The organism is Corynebacterium tuscaniense, assembly GCF_008693065.1.
Taxonomy (GTDB): Bacteria; Actinomycetota; Actinomycetes; order Mycobacteriales; family Mycobacteriaceae; genus Corynebacterium; species Corynebacterium tuscaniense.
This window is the reverse complement of record NZ_VXKH01000006.1, coordinates 37975-53014: the sequence shown is the minus strand read 5'-3', so window position 1 is coordinate 53014 and position 15040 is coordinate 37975. Positions and strand designations below refer to the sequence as shown.

The 15040-nt window shown below is 58.5% G+C and carries 19 protein-coding genes; 9 read left to right on the top strand and 10 right to left on the bottom strand.

What is annotated here, in order from left to right; all coding sequences use genetic code 11:
* Positions 1-177 precede the first annotated feature (177 nt).
* Complete coding sequence (locus F4V54_RS03065; RefSeq protein WP_150386199.1) at positions 178-696, bottom strand: hypothetical protein; 519 nt, start codon at positions 694-696, stop codon at positions 178-180.
* A 185-nt stretch (positions 697-881) separates the two neighbouring features.
* Positions 882-1511 (bottom strand): DUF3558 family protein, encoded by a 630-nt coding sequence (locus tag F4V54_RS03060; RefSeq protein ID WP_150386198.1) that lies wholly within the window; start codon positions 1509-1511, stop codon positions 882-884.
* A gap of 370 nt (positions 1512-1881) precedes the next feature.
* On the opposite strand from F4V54_RS03060, the gene F4V54_RS03055 reads away from it, so the two are divergent.
* The 3 genes from F4V54_RS03055 (at position 1882) to F4V54_RS03050 (ending at position 3202) form a co-directional block, all read left to right on the top strand.
* Entirely contained in the window at positions 1882-2097 is a 216-nt protein-coding gene (locus F4V54_RS03055) for a helix-turn-helix transcriptional regulator (RefSeq protein ID WP_034665550.1), read from the top strand.
* Between the two features lie 57 nt (positions 2098-2154).
* Entirely contained in the window at positions 2155-2409 is a 255-nt protein-coding gene (locus F4V54_RS11735; RefSeq protein ID WP_346265113.1) for a HipA N-terminal domain-containing protein, read from the top strand.
* 61 nt (positions 2410-2470) lie between these two features.
* Positions 2471-3202: a type II toxin-antitoxin system HipA family toxin gene (locus F4V54_RS03050; RefSeq protein ID WP_249041215.1), complete on the top strand. Its 732-nt coding sequence runs from the start codon at positions 2471-2473 to the stop codon at positions 3200-3202.
* Positions 3203-3220: 18 nt separating this feature from the next.
* On the opposite strand, the gene F4V54_RS03045 is transcribed toward F4V54_RS03050, so the two are convergent.
* Positions 3221-4102 carry a glycosyltransferase gene (locus F4V54_RS03045; protein ID WP_150386197.1) on the bottom strand — a complete coding sequence of 294 codons (882 nt, stop codon included), beginning with the start codon at positions 4100-4102 and terminating at the stop codon, positions 3221-3223.
* A 58-nt stretch (positions 4103-4160) separates the two neighbouring features.
* Between F4V54_RS03045 and F4V54_RS03040 the strand changes: the two genes are divergently transcribed.
* Together F4V54_RS03040 and F4V54_RS03035 are read left to right on the top strand one after the other, a co-directional pair.
* Positions 4161-5174, top strand: coding sequence for a 1,4-dihydroxy-2-naphthoate polyprenyltransferase (locus tag F4V54_RS03040; protein WP_150386201.1), 1014 nt, complete (start codon positions 4161-4163; stop codon positions 5172-5174).
* A gap of 42 nt (positions 5175-5216) precedes the next feature.
* Complete coding sequence (locus F4V54_RS03035; RefSeq protein ID WP_150386196.1) at positions 5217-6158, top strand: AEC family transporter; 942 nt, start codon at positions 5217-5219, stop codon at positions 6156-6158.
* A 9-nt stretch (positions 6159-6167) separates the two neighbouring features.
* On the opposite strand, the gene F4V54_RS03030 is transcribed toward F4V54_RS03035, so the two are convergent.
* On the bottom strand, positions 6168-6506 hold the full coding sequence (locus F4V54_RS03030; RefSeq protein ID WP_034665555.1) for a DUF4229 domain-containing protein: 339 nt from the start codon (positions 6504-6506) through the stop codon (positions 6168-6170).
* A gap of 60 nt (positions 6507-6566) precedes the next feature.
* Here F4V54_RS03030 and F4V54_RS03025 point away from each other — a divergent pair, with 60 nt between their 5' ends.
* On the top strand, positions 6567-6863 hold the full coding sequence (locus tag F4V54_RS03025) for a hypothetical protein (protein WP_034665557.1): 297 nt from the start codon (positions 6567-6569) through the stop codon (positions 6861-6863).
* Between the two features lie 19 nt (positions 6864-6882).
* Here F4V54_RS03025 and F4V54_RS03020 read toward each other — a convergent pair whose 3' ends face one another.
* From F4V54_RS03020 to F4V54_RS02995, 6 genes are all read right to left on the bottom strand, one after another.
* Complete coding sequence (locus F4V54_RS03020) at positions 6883-7137, bottom strand: helix-turn-helix domain-containing protein (protein ID WP_034665560.1); 255 nt, start codon at positions 7135-7137, stop codon at positions 6883-6885.
* Between the two features lie 106 nt (positions 7138-7243).
* Complete coding sequence (gene ccsB, locus F4V54_RS03015; RefSeq protein ID WP_150386195.1) at positions 7244-8260, bottom strand: c-type cytochrome biogenesis protein CcsB; 1017 nt, start codon at positions 8258-8260, stop codon at positions 7244-7246.
* A 61-nt stretch (positions 8261-8321) separates the two neighbouring features.
* Positions 8322-10040, bottom strand: a complete 1719-nt coding sequence (locus F4V54_RS03010) for a cytochrome c biogenesis protein ResB (RefSeq protein WP_211359451.1) — start codon at positions 10038-10040, stop codon at positions 8322-8324.
* A gap of 25 nt (positions 10041-10065) precedes the next feature.
* Positions 10066-10848 (bottom strand): cytochrome c biogenesis CcdA family protein, encoded by a 783-nt coding sequence (locus tag F4V54_RS03005; protein WP_150386194.1) that lies wholly within the window; start codon positions 10846-10848, stop codon positions 10066-10068.
* The gene (locus tag F4V54_RS03000; RefSeq protein WP_150386193.1) at positions 10849-11448 is read right to left on the bottom strand and encodes a TlpA disulfide reductase family protein; all 600 of its coding nucleotides are present in this window, start codon (positions 11446-11448) and stop codon (positions 10849-10851) included.
* Positions 11449-12057: a histidine phosphatase family protein gene (locus tag F4V54_RS02995; RefSeq protein WP_034665573.1), complete on the bottom strand. Its 609-nt coding sequence runs from the start codon at positions 12055-12057 to the stop codon at positions 11449-11451.
* A 113-nt stretch (positions 12058-12170) separates the two neighbouring features.
* Here F4V54_RS02995 and F4V54_RS02990 point away from each other — a divergent pair, with 113 nt between their 5' ends.
* From F4V54_RS02990 to F4V54_RS02980, 3 genes are read left to right on the top strand one after another with little or no spacing between them, the layout of a single operon-like run.
* Positions 12171-13064 (top strand): aldose 1-epimerase family protein, encoded by an 894-nt coding sequence (locus F4V54_RS02990; protein ID WP_150386192.1) that lies wholly within the window; start codon positions 12171-12173, stop codon positions 13062-13064.
* A gap of 50 nt (positions 13065-13114) precedes the next feature.
* Complete coding sequence (locus F4V54_RS02985; RefSeq protein ID WP_150386191.1) at positions 13115-14758, top strand: sodium:solute symporter family protein; 1644 nt, start codon at positions 13115-13117, stop codon at positions 14756-14758.
* A gap of 14 nt (positions 14759-14772) precedes the next feature.
* On the top strand, positions 14773-15033 hold the full coding sequence (locus F4V54_RS02980; protein ID WP_150386190.1) for a hypothetical protein: 261 nt from the start codon (positions 14773-14775) through the stop codon (positions 15031-15033).
* The last annotated feature ends 7 nt before the right edge of the window (positions 15034-15040 follow it).

Genomic DNA, 15040 nt, shown 5'->3' with positions numbered 1-15040 from the left:
TCCATCAGCTTTGCGCTGATCTCGTTGACCCTCGATGGGTCATGGGCTTTCTTCGGTGACACCGTAGTCATTATCGGTGAAACTCCTTCTACGTCAGAGCCTCACACACAAAATTCCTGACACCCTCGTAGATTACCTTTCTTCTCAACCCAACTGGGCTGGATATCAGGTGTCTACCTAACGGGGGTCAGGTCCAACCAAACCAGCAGTCAACCCCGCCAACACACCAGCATTCACCGCATACTGCGCCCCAGAGGAAGCAATCAACCCAATATGATCAATCGCATTGCCAATCGCCAAAGTCTCAGCAGACCCCGACAACAACCCCACCACCTCAGGAATCACACTCAACGCCTCAGTCACACTGTCAGACGTCGCCGCCCAATTCTGCGAAATCCCCGACATCGAAACCACATCAGTCGCCGATAGTTGTGCCACCAACTGCTCCAAACTCCACGGCCGACCAGCAGCAGGAGTAACAACACTAAACGAATTCACCAAAGGAGCATCAGGGGTAGAAATACGCACACCACCAGAAACATCCCCACCCCCAGGACGAAACGACTCCCCAATACCTGCATCAACAGCAACAAACCCATCCACCTGATCACGCAACAACCCAGCAGCATTCGACAAAAACAACGCCAACCCCCGCGTCGCCTCAGGCTGACTAACCGAACTAATCACCTGATGCATCCGCCCCGCCTGATCCAAACCAGACACCTGTGAGAATAATGTCGTTTGTCCTGCGAGATGGGCGAAATTATGCCCCATAAGTTCTTGTGCTGCTTTGTCTAAAAGCGTTGAAGCTTTCAATACGTCTTGTGGAACGAGATTGATCATATCCCCCGCCATTTTGTCCCCTTAATTCTTGTATTTTTCTAGTTAAAGAGCGTCACCAATATTGTCTGTGCTTCGCTGCAAAGTTCATCGAACGCAACTGGCGCAAACATTTCCCCCACGCTCACCGAAAGCTGGCCACGAATAGTGTCAACAGCTGCCACGCACCCAACTCCAATTTCCTCGCGGCCTCGGTAAAAGAACGCTCCCGGAATCTCAACGATGTCCCCAATGACTCGATTTGAGTTCTCAAAGCTCTCGCGTGTGCTGCCGACAGTGCTTATCGCATGAGAAGTTTTAAACCCCTCTCGTACCAACCCACAACCCACTCCTCCTACATCCGGCAGTGGCATCCCGGTTCCCACAGTTGTGAACCCCATTGAACCAAACTCCTCCGCTGAGATTTCCTCACAAGGATTGAATAAGTTGTCTTTGACATCTTCGTAGTCAAAATCTCCGAGAACGAGATCCCCACTGGCAAAGTGAAAAGCGGGCACCTCCGTCTGCGTTGGCTCTGATCCAGCGTTAGATGTCGATGGCGTTGGCGCATCCTCTACTGGACTCGTATCGTGCCGTTGGCCACCTTGCCCCAATAAGCCCGCCGCCGCGCAACTTGAAAGCAAGCACACAGTGGCTACAGCCGTGATGACAGTTGTTATCTGCTTGTGCATGCTGCGCTACCCCCGATTGTTGTAGTTCCCCAGGACAGTCCGAATCTCATCGGACACAAACAACAATGCCACGTTTCAAAGACGCAGGAAACCTTTTTGTGTCCACTAAAGTAGACATCTACAAACTCACTGTTTGAATCGCTCAGGACCACCAAGCCGTTGTTTCTCTCGGCCCACCAAAACCGGAACGAACACACCGACAATGCCAGCAACGGCTCCAAAAGTACCCAACTAAGATAAGAATCGGATTGACCGTTCCGCTTTTGCCCGCCTGTTGGTAGCCTCATCCCCATAACCCAGCAAGTTCGGAGCGCTCGCTCTGGCACAATGCGACAACAGCTGCACGATGACACCAGAAAGGAGCCACCGCATGGACGTCAGCACACTTGGCCAGTTCGTTCGGGATCAACGCAAACGCATCGGCCTGACGCAAGTAGACCTTGCTGACTTAGCGGGGGTCTCAGACCGTTTCCTGCGAGAGCTCGAAAAAGGTAAACCAACGGCTGAAGTGGGCAAGGTCATCACAGTTCTATCCACCCTCGGCTATGACCTAGAGCCCACGATCCACCGGGGCGACCTCCTGTGATTGTCGCAGACGTATACAAGGCAGACGTACTTGTGGGTTACTTCTCACAGCACCCCGGTGGTGTCACCGGATTATAAATACGACGCTGCCGGTCCCGTCGCAACCAGCTTGCCTCCTATAAGTGCGCCTTATGTCACTTTTAGTGGGGCAATCCCCCCATTTTTCACCAACTTGCTGCCAGAAGGTCGGCGTCTTTCTAACCTCAAGCGGAAGGTGAAGGCATCGTTGGGGAGAATACGGTTGGGGACGTTGTGGTGGCCCCCACGGACAGCGTCCCCAAGCGAGCGTCGCAGCCATCGACCTGGACGGTGAACTCGACTTTTCTCAAGCGCTGACTGCCGCGGGAATCACCGACCCAATCGCTGTGCCGGGCGTGCAGGATAAAGCATCAGCTCGCACGATCGCAGCCCCAGTGAGTGGCGCTGACACCGAGTACATTCTTAAAGTTTCGCCCCCGGAGTACCCACGGCTCGTGGAAAATGAAGCCGCGTGCTTCAGCATCGCCCGCACCGCGGGGTTTCCGTTGGCGCAGGTGCAATTGCTTACTGATGTCCGCTCCCGCCCCGGCCTTCTCATCTCCCGTTTCGATCGCGTGGGAGATCAACGACTTCATGTCGAGGACGCCGCTCAGATCATGGGGCTCTACCCCAGTGAGAAGTACTACCCATCAATGGAGGAGGTGGCACAAGCACTGATGTCGGTGAGTGCTTCGCCATTGCTCACAGCTCGCAATGTTGCTTTCCAGGTTGCGTTAGCGTGGCTGACGGGCAATGGTGATCTCCACGCCAAGAACATATCAATGATGTGGCGCAATGGGATGCCGGAGGTGTCTCCCATTTACGATATCCCGTCGACACTCCCCTACGGCGACACCGCGATGGCGCTGTCTATCCAGGGGCGCAAGGACAACATCAGCGGGAAAATCTTTCGAGCATTCTGCTCCGAGATCGGTTTGAATGAGAGGGCTACTGAGTCCGTCATGCGTCTTGCACTTGAGGCCACTGAGGATGCAGCAGAGAAGATCATAACGGCGTCTGATTTCGACACTCGTCGCGCGCGGGATCTCCGTCGTATTTTAAGCCACCGCCGCGACCTATGGCTCTAAGCCCGTACGACCAGGAGCTTACTCCTCACCTGTGGGTTCGTCGAGAAGCACCGTGATGTCTTCATCGGTGTACGTGGCGGCGAGTTGAACATCATTGCCCCCACCCCACTGGTTGCTGCGCACCAGGGCTTGGCGTTGGGACATGGGGATGATGGAGAACTCGCGCGGGTGGGGGAAAACTTGGCGGACGCGGTGGCCGGAGCGGAGGGCGCAGTGGTTGAGCCAGACGTCGTCCGCAAGCGGGGCTTTTCCTTGAAATTCCTTGCCGTGAGCGGCGACGAAATCCACCATCGAAGCTGGGTAGATCACCCCGGAAACACCGGTAGCGAAGTGGCGGAAAGAGGGTTCGGTGGTGAAGGTGGAGGTCCAGAGACGGTACGGCGCGAGGGCGCCATTAAACAATGTGATCGTATGCGCGCGATAGGCAACCACGTTGCGTGGGGATGCATCCGCGGCGTTGAGTAGCTTGTCGACGAACCAACGCGGATACATCATGTCATCATCCACCGTGATCACGCGCACACCTTTGCCAGCGAACTCTTGGAAGGTGCCGTAGTACTTGGTGTGCGGACCGTACTTACCGTCAGAGCAACGCACCTCAAGGCCACGGTGAACAAGTCGCTTTAACCCCGATGGCCAGGGGCCGTGGAAGTCTTCCGCATCCAGCCACAAGATCACGGGCAGGCGCACCGTGCCAACGAGGAGCGAGGCGATGGCGTACACCGCGGTGGACAGGCGTTTGCCGTAGGTGGTCAGGGAAATAACGGTGTCACCGGCACCGGCTTCGGCAGCGCTGGGGAACGATAATGCGTGCGCCTTTGTAGCCAACAAGAGGCCAGGTTGGCGTGCGAAGGTACCCGCCGTATGGAGTACCTGGCGGACGGCATAGTCGATCCACATGAAGCGCTACTTTATCTCAGCTTCCCTCCACGACCACTTTGAGTGCATGATGGACAGCATGGATTCCGCGCCTTACACCCCCTCCCCCGACCCCGCTGACGTGCCAGAAGAAGGCCGTTCAGCCACATTTCGCGACTGGTGGCAGGCGGCCCGCCCGCATACCTGGTTCAACGCCGTAGCGCCCGTGGTTGTGGGCACCGGCGCAGCCGCATACGAGTTTTGGTGGAGCCTGCCACAGGCCGTCTTGGCGCTCATTGTGGCCATGGGGCTCATCATTGGTGTGAACTACGCGAATGACTATTCCGACGGCGTGCGCGGGACCGATGATGACAGGACGGGCCCAGCGCGCCTCACTGCTTCCGGGAAAACCCGCCCGGAAAACGTCAAGCGGGCAGCGTTCATCTCTTTTGGTATCGCCGGTCTTGCTGGCCTGGTGCTGGCTCTGCCTGCGGAACCGTGGCTCATCCTCGTTGGCGCGGTGTGCATCCTCGCCGCGTGGTTTTATACCGGCGGGAAGAACCCGTACGGTTACCGGGGTTTGGGTGAGATTTCCGTATTCATCTTCTTCGGCCTCGTGGCGGTACTGGGCACCCAATTCACCCAGGTGCTCACGGTGACATGGGTGGGCGTAGCCTGCGCTGTGGCGGTGGGTGCGATCTCCGCGGCGATCAACCTGGCCAACAACATCCGGGACATCCCCACGGATAAGGAGGCCGGAAAGATCACCCTCGCCGTGAAACTGGGGGATAAACGCGCCCGCATCCTGTTTAGCGTGCTGACCCTGGTCCCCTTCGTGGTCACACTCATCCTTGCTACGACCCTCCTCACCACGTTGCTCGCTCTCGTGGCGCTGCCGTGGGCGATCAGCTCGATCATGGTGGTTCAGCGTGGCGCGCAAGGCCCGGATCTCATCCCCGTTCTGGGGCGCAATGGGCGCGCCATGCTGGTGTGGTCCCTGGTCACTGCGGGCGCACTCACCGCTGCCTCCCCCATGTGGTGGGTGGGCGAAACAGTCCCTTACACCGTGGATGGAAACCAGGACTTTGGGTGGACCGTCTACATCGACCGGTAGCCAAAGCAAGCTTTTCGACGTTTCCCAAGGAGGCGCTTTTACGTGATCGATGTCTTAACCGGCTTCGCCATCATTTTTGTGGTGATCGGTGCCGGTTATGTGCTTGCACAACGAGGAGTGATTGGTGCTGGGGAGCAGCGCCTCATGTTCAACCGCGTCGCCTACTGGGTTGCCTCCCCCGCACTGCTGTTCACCACGGTGGCCACCTCGGACGCATCGACGTTCATCTCCTCCGTCGTGGTGGTGGTGTTCATTGCCACCGCGATCACCATGGTGGTGTTCTGGGTCATCTCCCGATTGTTCTTCCAGGCGGATGTGCCAACTCGAATGGCTGGTGCGGCATCCGCCAGCTACTTCAACTCGGTGAATATCGGGCTGCCCATTGCCATCTACGTCATCGGTGATGCCGCGTACATGCCACCGGTACTGCTCATGCAGATGGTGATCGTCTCGCCGATTGTCATCGCGGGTTTAAGCGCGAACCCCACCGCCCCGAGTTCCCGCGGGCGCAACGTGTGGGAAGCGGTGAAATCAGGGTTGACCGCCCCTGTTGTTGTTGCCCCACTCCTTGGCTTGGTCTTTGCTTCCATGGAGTGGACACTGCCTGATCCAGTGATGGCGCCTCTAGAAATTTTGGCGGGGGCTTCCATCCCGATGATCCTCATGAGCTTCGGCGCCAGCCTCCGCGGCGGCGCGGTGCTGTCACCGGGGCCGGATAGGCCTGCAACCATCACGGCGTCAATACTCAAACTCATGGTGATGCCCGCTATCGCCTGGGTCATCGGTGCGTTGGCTGGCCTTGAAAGTTCAGCGCTCTACGCCGCAGTGATTCTTTCTGCTCTTCCCACCGCGCAAAACGTGTACAACTACACCGCGAACTTCCGCGCCGGGGAAACCGTAGCTCGCGATACCGTGTTCATCACCACGTTTTTATCCCTGCCGGCGATGGTTGTGATCGCTTTACTCTTTGGCAAAGGGATTTAAAAAGGGACTTTAACGCCCCGCCAACTCATCGCTCACCCACTGCTTGCGGGCTTTGCGCTGGCTATTCCACACCGCCATCGCCTCAGTCGCTTCAACGCGTTGTTTGGTAAACACCAGCATGGACAGCGGGAACGCCACGATCAAGGCGAGCAATGCCGACATGACAATGGGCACCGGTGCGCCAATAAGCACGGCAGCGATCTGAATGATCACTGTTAGCAGAACGAAAAGGCCGAACCGTAGCGCCCCGTACTTCAATGCGGCGCGGTTTGCCCGCGAGCGGACCTCCGGGTCAACGGTTGGCGCGGAGTCTGTGTTCTGGTTCGTCTTTGGGTCTGTCACAGCCATTGACCTTAGCTGTCACCAGCGTTGTGTGGCGAACCAGTGGGAGCCAGTATGTTTGAAGGCATGGGTCGGTTAATTCTCTTACTGTTGATTGTTCTGGCTGTGTGGCTGCTCTGGCGTGCTTTCGGTCCCGGCAGTTCTGAACGGTACGGTTCGTTGCTTTCCAAGAATGTGGAGAAACCGCCCGCTATCAAGGGGCCGGACGATGATGAAGAGTTCCTGTGGAACATTGAGAAGAACCGGTTCAAGGAGCGCCGAGCGAAGGAAGAAGCCGAGCGCCGCGTCCGGGAAGAAGAGGAACGGCGTTTGCGCCGCGAGCAGCAGCAACAAAAGAAGCCAGAGGAGAACTCGGACGACTAGCTAGAGCCCCCACAGCCGATCAGTTGTCGGCCTTCTCCGTCCACTCCGGTTGGAGGCCCAGGGCCTGGGCGACGGCGACGACTTTTTCCCAGCGCACGCCGGCGCCGCCACGTTCGATAGTGTGCAGCGTTGAGCGCGAGATGCCAGCGGCGTCGGCGACTTCTTGTTGTAGCCGACCGGCCTCACGCCGGTGCTGGGCGAGGATAGCGCCGAGTTCAATCAGCACAGGGATGTCGCTGGCAGGCTTGCCTTGCTTGTTACGGGGGTTAGCCACGCGGGGGCTCCTTCATCGACGGGAGAGTAACAGGGTCTCAAGTGTGCGATAGTTGAAAAATCAACTTGTTAGTACAAGATACCCGTCCGCGAGGATTTTTTACAGCTTAGTTGAGTCCCGCGTAGGAGTGGAGGCCAGTTGCGACAAGATTAATGAAGAACAAGTTGAAGATACTTGTTACAAAAGCAGCGACGTTGATCCAGGCAGCCTTAGCATTCTTCCACCCGGCGGTAGCACGAGCGTGGAGGTACGCGGCATACAGAATCCAGGTGATCAGTGCGACGGTTTCCTTCGGGTCCCACCCCCAGAAGCGACCCCAGGCAACCTCGCCCCAGATCGCGCCGAGCATGATGCCGATACCGAACACGGGCAGGGTGATAATCGCGGTGCGGTAGGCGTAGGAGTCCAACTTCTTGGCGCTGGGCAGTGGCTTCGCAATCGCACCGAAGAAGCCCTTCTCCTCCCCGCGCGGTTGCCAGATGCGCAGCAGGTACAGCAGGGAGAACATGCCAGAGATGAGGCCGATGGAAGCACCCACGGACACGATTGAGACGTGGAAAGGGTACCAGAAGCTCTGCAGTGCTGGCACAAGCGGAGCAGCCTTGACGTAGAGCACGGTTGCGGCCAGGAAGAGCAGCACGATATTCGGGGCGAGCAGCCATGGCCAGGTGGTGTGCCAGCCACGACGCTGGATGATCACGGCGGCGGCCACCATGGTCACGGCGGTCGAGGTGATCACAAACTCGTACATGTTGCCCATGGGGAAACGGCTCACGGACATGCCGCGCGTTACCACAGCCACCACGTGGAAGATGATGCCCACCCAGGTCAGATACTGGGTACTGCCAGCCATCTTGCGGGCGCGGAGACGAGCAGCGTCGATCTCCTCATCGGTGACGCCTGAGCTATCCAGCTCAGCCGAGCGTGACTTTTCCGCCCCGGTTCCGCCGCCCACCGCGACGAGTTCCTTCTCCTCCACCGCAGCACGTTCACGCTTAAGGTCGATGACGGCTTGTGCGCGCATGTAGTGAATGCAGGCAAGAATCAGGCAAACAATATAAACAGCGAATGCCGTACGCAGCGACAAATCTGATACGTCGGCGAGGGTGGAGTTGACCAGCATGCGAATAACCCTACTCCACGCACTCGCCCCGCACCAAGGCTGTGCGGCATATCACTGCACGTCAGTGCCATTCTTCGGCATCAGAGTCTTCTTCAAAATCAGTCTCATCGGGCTCTTGCTTATCGACGTCCCGGAGCACCGCCCCCACCACCTCATCGAACTCACTGCCCCACCCGGCGCGGTCTGTCCTGGCAAGTCCGGCGAGTTCAATGTGTGTTCCGCCACTAGCGGTAGGGGTGAAGCGGACCCACACGCGACGGCGTTTAATCAGCAAAGAACCAACGAGGGACCCCAGCAACAAGGTGGTGACCACGAGTGCCCACCCTTGGGTGGGGTCGCGGGATATTTGGTAGTTGGCGTATTCCGCGGCGCCGTCGAAACGCACGGTGATCTCCCCTCCTTCGGGGTTATCTCCTGCGGGAATGGTGGCTTCCTCACCAGCGCTGAGCATCACTCGATCAACCCGCTCCAAGTCACCGGAAGCGATGAGGGATTGATCGAGTTCAAAGAGGTTTTGCGGGCGGCCCGTATCCAGACCGGCATCACCGATGTACAGGTCCAGGGAAACCGCCGGGTCATTCATGGAGGGGAAAGCCGACTGGAGCATATCCCCATTCGGTCCAGTCCACGCGGCGGTGGGGGAAAACACGCCCTCGATAGCAATCTGGTTTTGGCGGCGCTCCATCAGATCCGGGTACATGCCTGCCGGCGGATCAAAGCGCATGACACCAGTGGACAAGAAGAAGGTCAGGTCCGTGGGGCGGAACTGAACCATCTGGGTGCGCGTTTCACCGTTCGGCCAGGTCACGGTGATTTGTGGGGCAAAGCCGTGGCCCTGCAGATACACACGATCCCCGCCCACGCGCAGCGGGTGATTCACTCGTACGGTGTAGTCCTCCCAGCCAGGCTGGTTCTCCCTCGGGTTCTTCGGCGGAGTGGAAGCCATTGCCTCCCCTTCCGCATAGGACACCGTGGAGGAGAAAGTGTCAGCTTGGCCATTAGGCAGGTAGTCCGCAGTGAAGTTGTGGGAGACGAAGCAGAAGGGGGTGAGCCCGGTGCCGTCGAAAAGCGGGCCGGCGCGGAAAGTATCAAAGTTGGCGGGTGACGTATTGCAGAATTCGCGCGACTGCTCCACGGGCACCGCGAACTCCGATTCTGAATTGGTCACCACGATGACCTGGCCTTCGTAGAACACCATCCGGCCAAATGCGAACACCGCGATGATGGCCACGATGGCCACGTGGAAGATGAGGTTAGCCAACTCACTCGAATAGCCGCGTTCCGCGGAGATGGACACTGCCCCCGCGCGATCTTCCTCCGCCGTGTACTCCGCCACACGCCACCGCTTGAACTGGTCTTTTGCGTGCTGCACCGCTTCTTCAAGCGAGCTATCCACATCGCCACTGGCATGAAACGGCATGCGGTGCAGGTACTTCGGCGCACGCGTCGGCTTCGCTTTATACGCACGGTAATGATCGATGGAGCGCGGAATGATGCAACCGATCAAGGAGATGATCAGCAGTGTCAGCAGCGCAACGAAGAAGGGGGAGGCGAACACATCGAACAAACTCAATGCGTCATAAATCTTGCCCATCGTCGGGTTCGCCGCGATGTACTCATCCACCTCGCTCGCGTTCACTTCCCGCTGGGGCAACAGCGCACCCGGCACCGCAACGACGGACAGCAGGAACAACAACACCAGCGCTGTGCGCATACTGGTCAACCAGTGCCAGGTGCGCTTAGCCCAGAGTGACACGGAGGATTTCGCGGAAGAGAGCATAGGAATCTATCGAGTGTTCGCAGTTCTAGAGCACGGTGGCGCCGTAACCGACAACCAGCTGGCGGGTCCAGGAGATGAACACATTCCACGCCCCGGTGAGCAGTAACAAACCCACCAGCACCATGGCGACACCGCCGATGATTTGGATGGTACGCGAATGCTTACGCAAAAAGCCCACGGCCTCCACCATCTTGGCGGAGCCCAGCGCCAGGAGCAGGAAGGGAATACCAAGGCCAAGGCAATAAGCAATCACCAGCACAATGCCGCGGGCAGCGGTCATGCCTTCTGTTCCCACGGAGACAGAGATCACCGCGCCAAGCGTCGGCCCCACACACGGGGTCCAGCCGAGTGCAAACACCCCGCCAAGCAACGGCGCGCCCAGCCACGTCGCCCATTTCTTGGGCTGCATGCGAGTGTCTTTCTGCAGAATCGGCACACTGCCCATGAACACCAGGCCCATGATGATGGTCACCACACCACCAATGCGCATCAACGTGTCCGAGTTCAGCGCAATAACACTGATAGCGCCGAAGACAGTTACCGTGGCCAGCAGGAACACCGCAGTAAAGCCCGCAATGAACAACGCCGCCGCAACGACCACCGCCCCTTGACGGCGTTTACCCACGGTGACTTCCCCGTTTTTCACCTCCACTTCCCCACCGACAATGCCGGTGAGATACGACAGGTATCCCGGCACCAGCGGGATCACGCAGGGGGACGCAAAAGACACGAGGCCGGCCACGGCTGCGGCGAAGAAGCCCGCGAAAAGTGGGCCGTTAGAAACAAGGTCCACAAACGTATGACCCATTTAGTTCTCACCCTCCAGGCGGTCCGTGACCTCAATGATCTCGGACGCGGTCACCTCACGCAGGAACACTGCCGCGGGACGGTGCTGCTTGTCCAGGATGACCGTGGTGGGAATGACGGAAGTAGGAATACCGCCCAAGGCAGCAGCAGTCCGGAACGGCGGGTCATAAATAGAGGGGTAGGTCGCCCCGTTGTCCGTGAGAAAATCCCGGGAGATCTCCGGCTGGTAGTCGCGGACATTGATGCCCAGGATCGTGCCTGATGGCTTACCGTCAACGGTCCGACCCGTCAGATGTTCCTGCACCTCCTGCAGGTCATCCACCTCCGCACGGCACGGCGCACACCACTGACCCCACGCGTTGAGCACCACCATCTGGTCCTCAAAGTCGGACAGAGAAATCTGCGTGCCCGGTTCCATCAAAGACTCACCGGAGAACTCCGACAAGGGGGCACGATCAGCCTCATCGTAAAAAATCTCCACCTGGCCACCGGGTGAGTGAAAAGCGAAAGTCTCACTCGAACCAGGCACCGCGCAGGCGGACAGCCCGAACGCGCCGAGGAGTGCCACGCCTGACAGAACCATCGCATGAAAGCGGCGCATCTAAATCCCCTTCGCCGGTTCGGCGTAGGACCAGGACTTCAGGGTGTCCCCTTCAAAAACCAAGGAGGTCACACTAGCCAAGTCACACTTACGTGTTGCCGGGTTGTGCGGCAAGGACTTGCCTTGCGCCCAACGCTGCACCATCACGATGGGTAGCTGGTGGGACACCAGCACGGCCTCATGGCCCTCAGCCTCAGCACGAGCCTTATCTATGGCACGTCGCATTCGCTCCAAAATCTCCGTATAGGGCTCACCCCAGCTGGGCTTCAACGGGTTGACCATGTGACGCCACCGGATCGGATTGAACAGCTGGCTGCGCCAACCTTTAGTGCGCAAGCCCTCGAAGATATTGCCGGACTCAATGAGATCACGGTCCGTCTGGATCTCCAACCCAAGGACCTCCGCGATCGGTGTTGCGGTTTCCTGCACGCGCTCCAGCGGGGACGCCGCCAGGTAAGTGACGTCTTTGCCTTCGAAGCTCGCGGCAGTACGTGCCGCCATGGAACGGCCGCGGGCACTCAAGTGGAAATCCGGGAGACGCCCGTAGAGCAATTTCTGCGGGTTGTGCACTTCACCGTGTCGTACGAGGTGGACAACGGTCTCAACCATGACAAGCCCTCCTCTTTCAACTGCAATTTTCATGGAATGACAGAATGCGTTTACTAATCCTATTGGTTGATACCGCTTTCATGACGGAGGGGGCACCCATGGATAATTGACCTATGGGTGTTCACACGATCCCGGAAGTAACGCTGCGAAAAGTCGCTGACCACGACGTCACCGCGATTATCACCGCCTCAGGTGCTGCTATTCGACGTTTGGAGGTGGACGCCCGCCCCCTACTCAAGAGCTTCGAACCCGCTCAACGCCCGCCAGGAGCCGCCAATATTGTGCTGGCACCATGGCCGAACCGTGTTGCGGATGCAACATTTACCTTCAACGGTATAACCCACCAGTTGGAGGTCACCGAACCCGAACGCGGGCATGCACTCCACGGCTTCACATGGGGCCGGATTTTCAACATTGTGGATCACACGAATGACAGTGCGACGCTGCGCACCATCCTTGGTCCCGAACCTGGGTGGCCGTGGCAGATTGAGCTCACGGTGACCTACACGCTCACAGACACCGGCATCACCGGCACGATGACAGCGCACAACATCACCCCGGCCGGGGGTGAGCATGGTCCCGCACCATGCGCGTTGGGCGTACACACCTACTTGGACCCCCAAGGCGCACCCCTGGATGAATGCACACTGCACCACACCATCGAGCAGCACCAACCAGTGGATTCCCGCAACATCCCAACCGGTCCACGCCAGCCGTGGCCGGCAAGCCCCATGGACATGAACGGGGTGCAACTCGACGATGCCGGGGTTGATCCGGTGAAACGCCCACATATTGCCCGGTTGGTGAGGGAGGATGGATGTGGGGTGGAACTGGAGGCGTCGAAAAGCATGCCCTGGACCCAGATTTTCACCTCCCCGCAGCGGGAGCTGGCCGTCGAACCGATGACCGCGCCCCCAAATGCCCTGGCCACAGGCGAAGACGTGACCGTGCTGGCTCCTGGTGAACGCATGAGCGTGACCTGGTCGGTACGGGCGATAAATAACTGAAATAACTGAACAACGTAAACCCGTAACTCAACAGAAAGCGAGTGTCAGCCATGGATACAGCACTAAGGCTCGACGCCACCTGGGTCGACTACATGCTCGTCGCGGTCTTTTTCGTGTTCGTGCTGGGAATTGGGTGGGCCGCGAAGCGCGGCGTGTCCTCGTCGATTGACTTCTTCCTCTCCGGTCGCGGCCTGCCCGCCTGGATTACCGGTTTGGCCTTCATTTCCGCCAACCTCGGCGCGGTAGAGATCATCGGTATGTCCGCCAACGGTGTGGAATACGGCGTGCAAACCATGCACTATTTCTGGATTGGTGCCGTGCCCGCCATGATCTTCCTGGGCATTGTGATGATGCCGTTCTACTACGGCTCCAAAGTCCGCTCCGTGCCCGAATTCATGCTCAAACGTTTTGGCCCGGCAGCCCACCTGGTGAACGCGATTTCTTTCGCCGTGGCGCAGCTGCTGATCGCCGGCGTGAACCTGTTCCTGTTGGCCACGGTGGTAGAAGCGCTGCTGGGCTGGCCATTGTGGGCCACACTCGTGGTGGCCGCCGCCATCGTGCTGGCCTACATCACCCTGGGTGGCCTATCGGCGGCGATCTACAACGAGGTGCTGCAGTTCTTCGTCATCGTTGCAGCTTTGCTACCGCTGACCATCATTGGTCTGCGCCACGTTGGCGGCTGGAGTGGATTGAAAGAAGCCATCAACGATCCCAGCCACTTTTCCACCTGGCCCGGCCAAGAAATTTCTGGCTTTGCCAGCCCGGTGTGGTCCGTCGTGGGCATTGTGTTCGGCCTCGGCTTCGTGCTGTCCTTCGGTTACTGGACCACGAACTTCGTTGAGGTTCAGCGCGCAATGGCGTCTGATTCACTGTCGTCTGCGCGCAAGACACCGATCATCGGCGCATTCCCCAAGATGTTCATCCCGTTCATCGTGGTTGTGCCCGGCATGGTCGCTTCCATCCTGGTCACGCCGATCATGGAAGGTAACGCCAAACCGAATGAAGCGGTGCTTTACCTCATGCGCGATTTACTGCCCAACGGTTTGCTCGGCGTAGGTATTGCGGGTCTACTCGCTGCTTTCATGGCGGGCATGGCAGCGAACATTTCGTCTTTCAACACCGTGTTCAGCTACGACCTGTGGCAGACCTATGTGGTCAAGGACAAGGACGATGATTACTACCTGCGTGTTGGCCGCCTGGCCACCGTGGGCGCAACCGTGATCGCTGTATTCACAGCGCTGCTTGCCGCGAACTTTGGCAACATCATGGACTACCTGCAAACGCTGTTCGGCTTCTTCAACGCCCCACTGTTTGCCACCTTCATCCTGGGTATGTTCTGGAAGCGCATGACTCCGCACGCCGGTTGGTCCGGCCTCGTGGCTGGTACCGCTGCAGCCATTGCGTTCTGGGCGTGCTCGCTGGGTGAAAACCCGTTGGTGAGCTTGCCAGGCCAGGGAACCGCTTTCGTTGCGGCTTCGCTGGCGTTCACGGTGGACATCCTCGTGTCCATCATCGTCTCCCTGTTCACCACCCCGAAGCCGGATGAGGAACTTGTGGGCTTTGTCCGCAGTGTCACCCCGAAGGATCAGCTTGTTGATGCGTCTGAGGCCACCTTGCCGTGGTACCAGCGCACCATCCCGCTGGGTGTCATCGCCCTTGCCCTTGTCATCGGCCTGAACTTGATGTTCCTCTAAAGGAAGTGATTCTTATGGCTAATTCACAAGCAGAAACCGCAACATTTGATATCCGTAACGTGATTGGGGCGCTGCTCGGTTTTTACGGGCTTGTGCTGATCATCTGTTCCTTCGTGCTCGACCCGGGATTCAATACGGACGAGCAGATCTCCAAGGAGTCCAGTGACAACCTGTGGGTGGGTATCGCCCTTGCTGTCGCAGCACTGGTGTTCTTCCTGTGGGCACGGTTCCGCCCGATCGCCTTCAACCCCGACACGTTGGAAGTAGCGGATTAGATGACTG

Coding starts and splice junctions, on each gene's coding strand:
- F4V54_RS03065 (WP_150386199.1), bottom strand. CDS start 696: ATGCATCAGGTGATTAGTTCGGTTAGTCAGCCTGAGGCGACGCGGGGG.
- F4V54_RS03060 (WP_150386198.1), bottom strand. CDS start 1,511: ATGCACAAGCAGATAACAACTGTCATCACGGCTGTAGCCACTGTGTGC.
- F4V54_RS03055 (WP_034665550.1), top strand. CDS start 1,882: ATGGACGTCAGCACACTTGGCCAGTTCGTTCGGGATCAACGCAAACGC.
- F4V54_RS03045 (WP_150386197.1), bottom strand. CDS start 4,102: ATGTGGATCGACTATGCCGTCCGCCAGGTACTCCATACGGCGGGTACC.
- F4V54_RS03040 (WP_150386201.1), top strand. CDS start 4,161: ATGGATTCCGCGCCTTACACCCCCTCCCCCGACCCCGCTGACGTGCCA.
- F4V54_RS03030 (WP_034665555.1), bottom strand. CDS start 6,506: ATGGCTGTGACAGACCCAAAGACGAACCAGAACACAGACTCCGCGCCA.
- F4V54_RS03025 (WP_034665557.1), top strand. CDS start 6,567: ATGGGTCGGTTAATTCTCTTACTGTTGATTGTTCTGGCTGTGTGGCTG.
- ccsB (WP_150386195.1), bottom strand. CDS start 8,260: ATGCTGGTCAACTCCACCCTCGCCGACGTATCAGATTTGTCGCTGCGT.
- F4V54_RS03010 (WP_211359451.1), bottom strand. CDS start 10,040: ATGCTCTCTTCCGCGAAATCCTCCGTGTCACTCTGGGCTAAGCGCACC.
- F4V54_RS03005 (WP_150386194.1), bottom strand. CDS start 10,848: ATGGGTCATACGTTTGTGGACCTTGTTTCTAACGGCCCACTTTTCGCG.
- F4V54_RS03000 (WP_150386193.1), bottom strand. CDS start 11,448: ATGCGCCGCTTTCATGCGATGGTTCTGTCAGGCGTGGCACTCCTCGGC.
- F4V54_RS02995 (WP_034665573.1), bottom strand. CDS start 12,057: ATGGTTGAGACCGTTGTCCACCTCGTACGACACGGTGAAGTGCACAAC.
- F4V54_RS02990 (WP_150386192.1), top strand. CDS start 12,171: ATGGGTGTTCACACGATCCCGGAAGTAACGCTGCGAAAAGTCGCTGAC.
- F4V54_RS02985 (WP_150386191.1), top strand. CDS start 13,115: ATGGATACAGCACTAAGGCTCGACGCCACCTGGGTCGACTACATGCTC.
- F4V54_RS02980 (WP_150386190.1), top strand. CDS start 14,773: ATGGCTAATTCACAAGCAGAAACCGCAACATTTGATATCCGTAACGTG.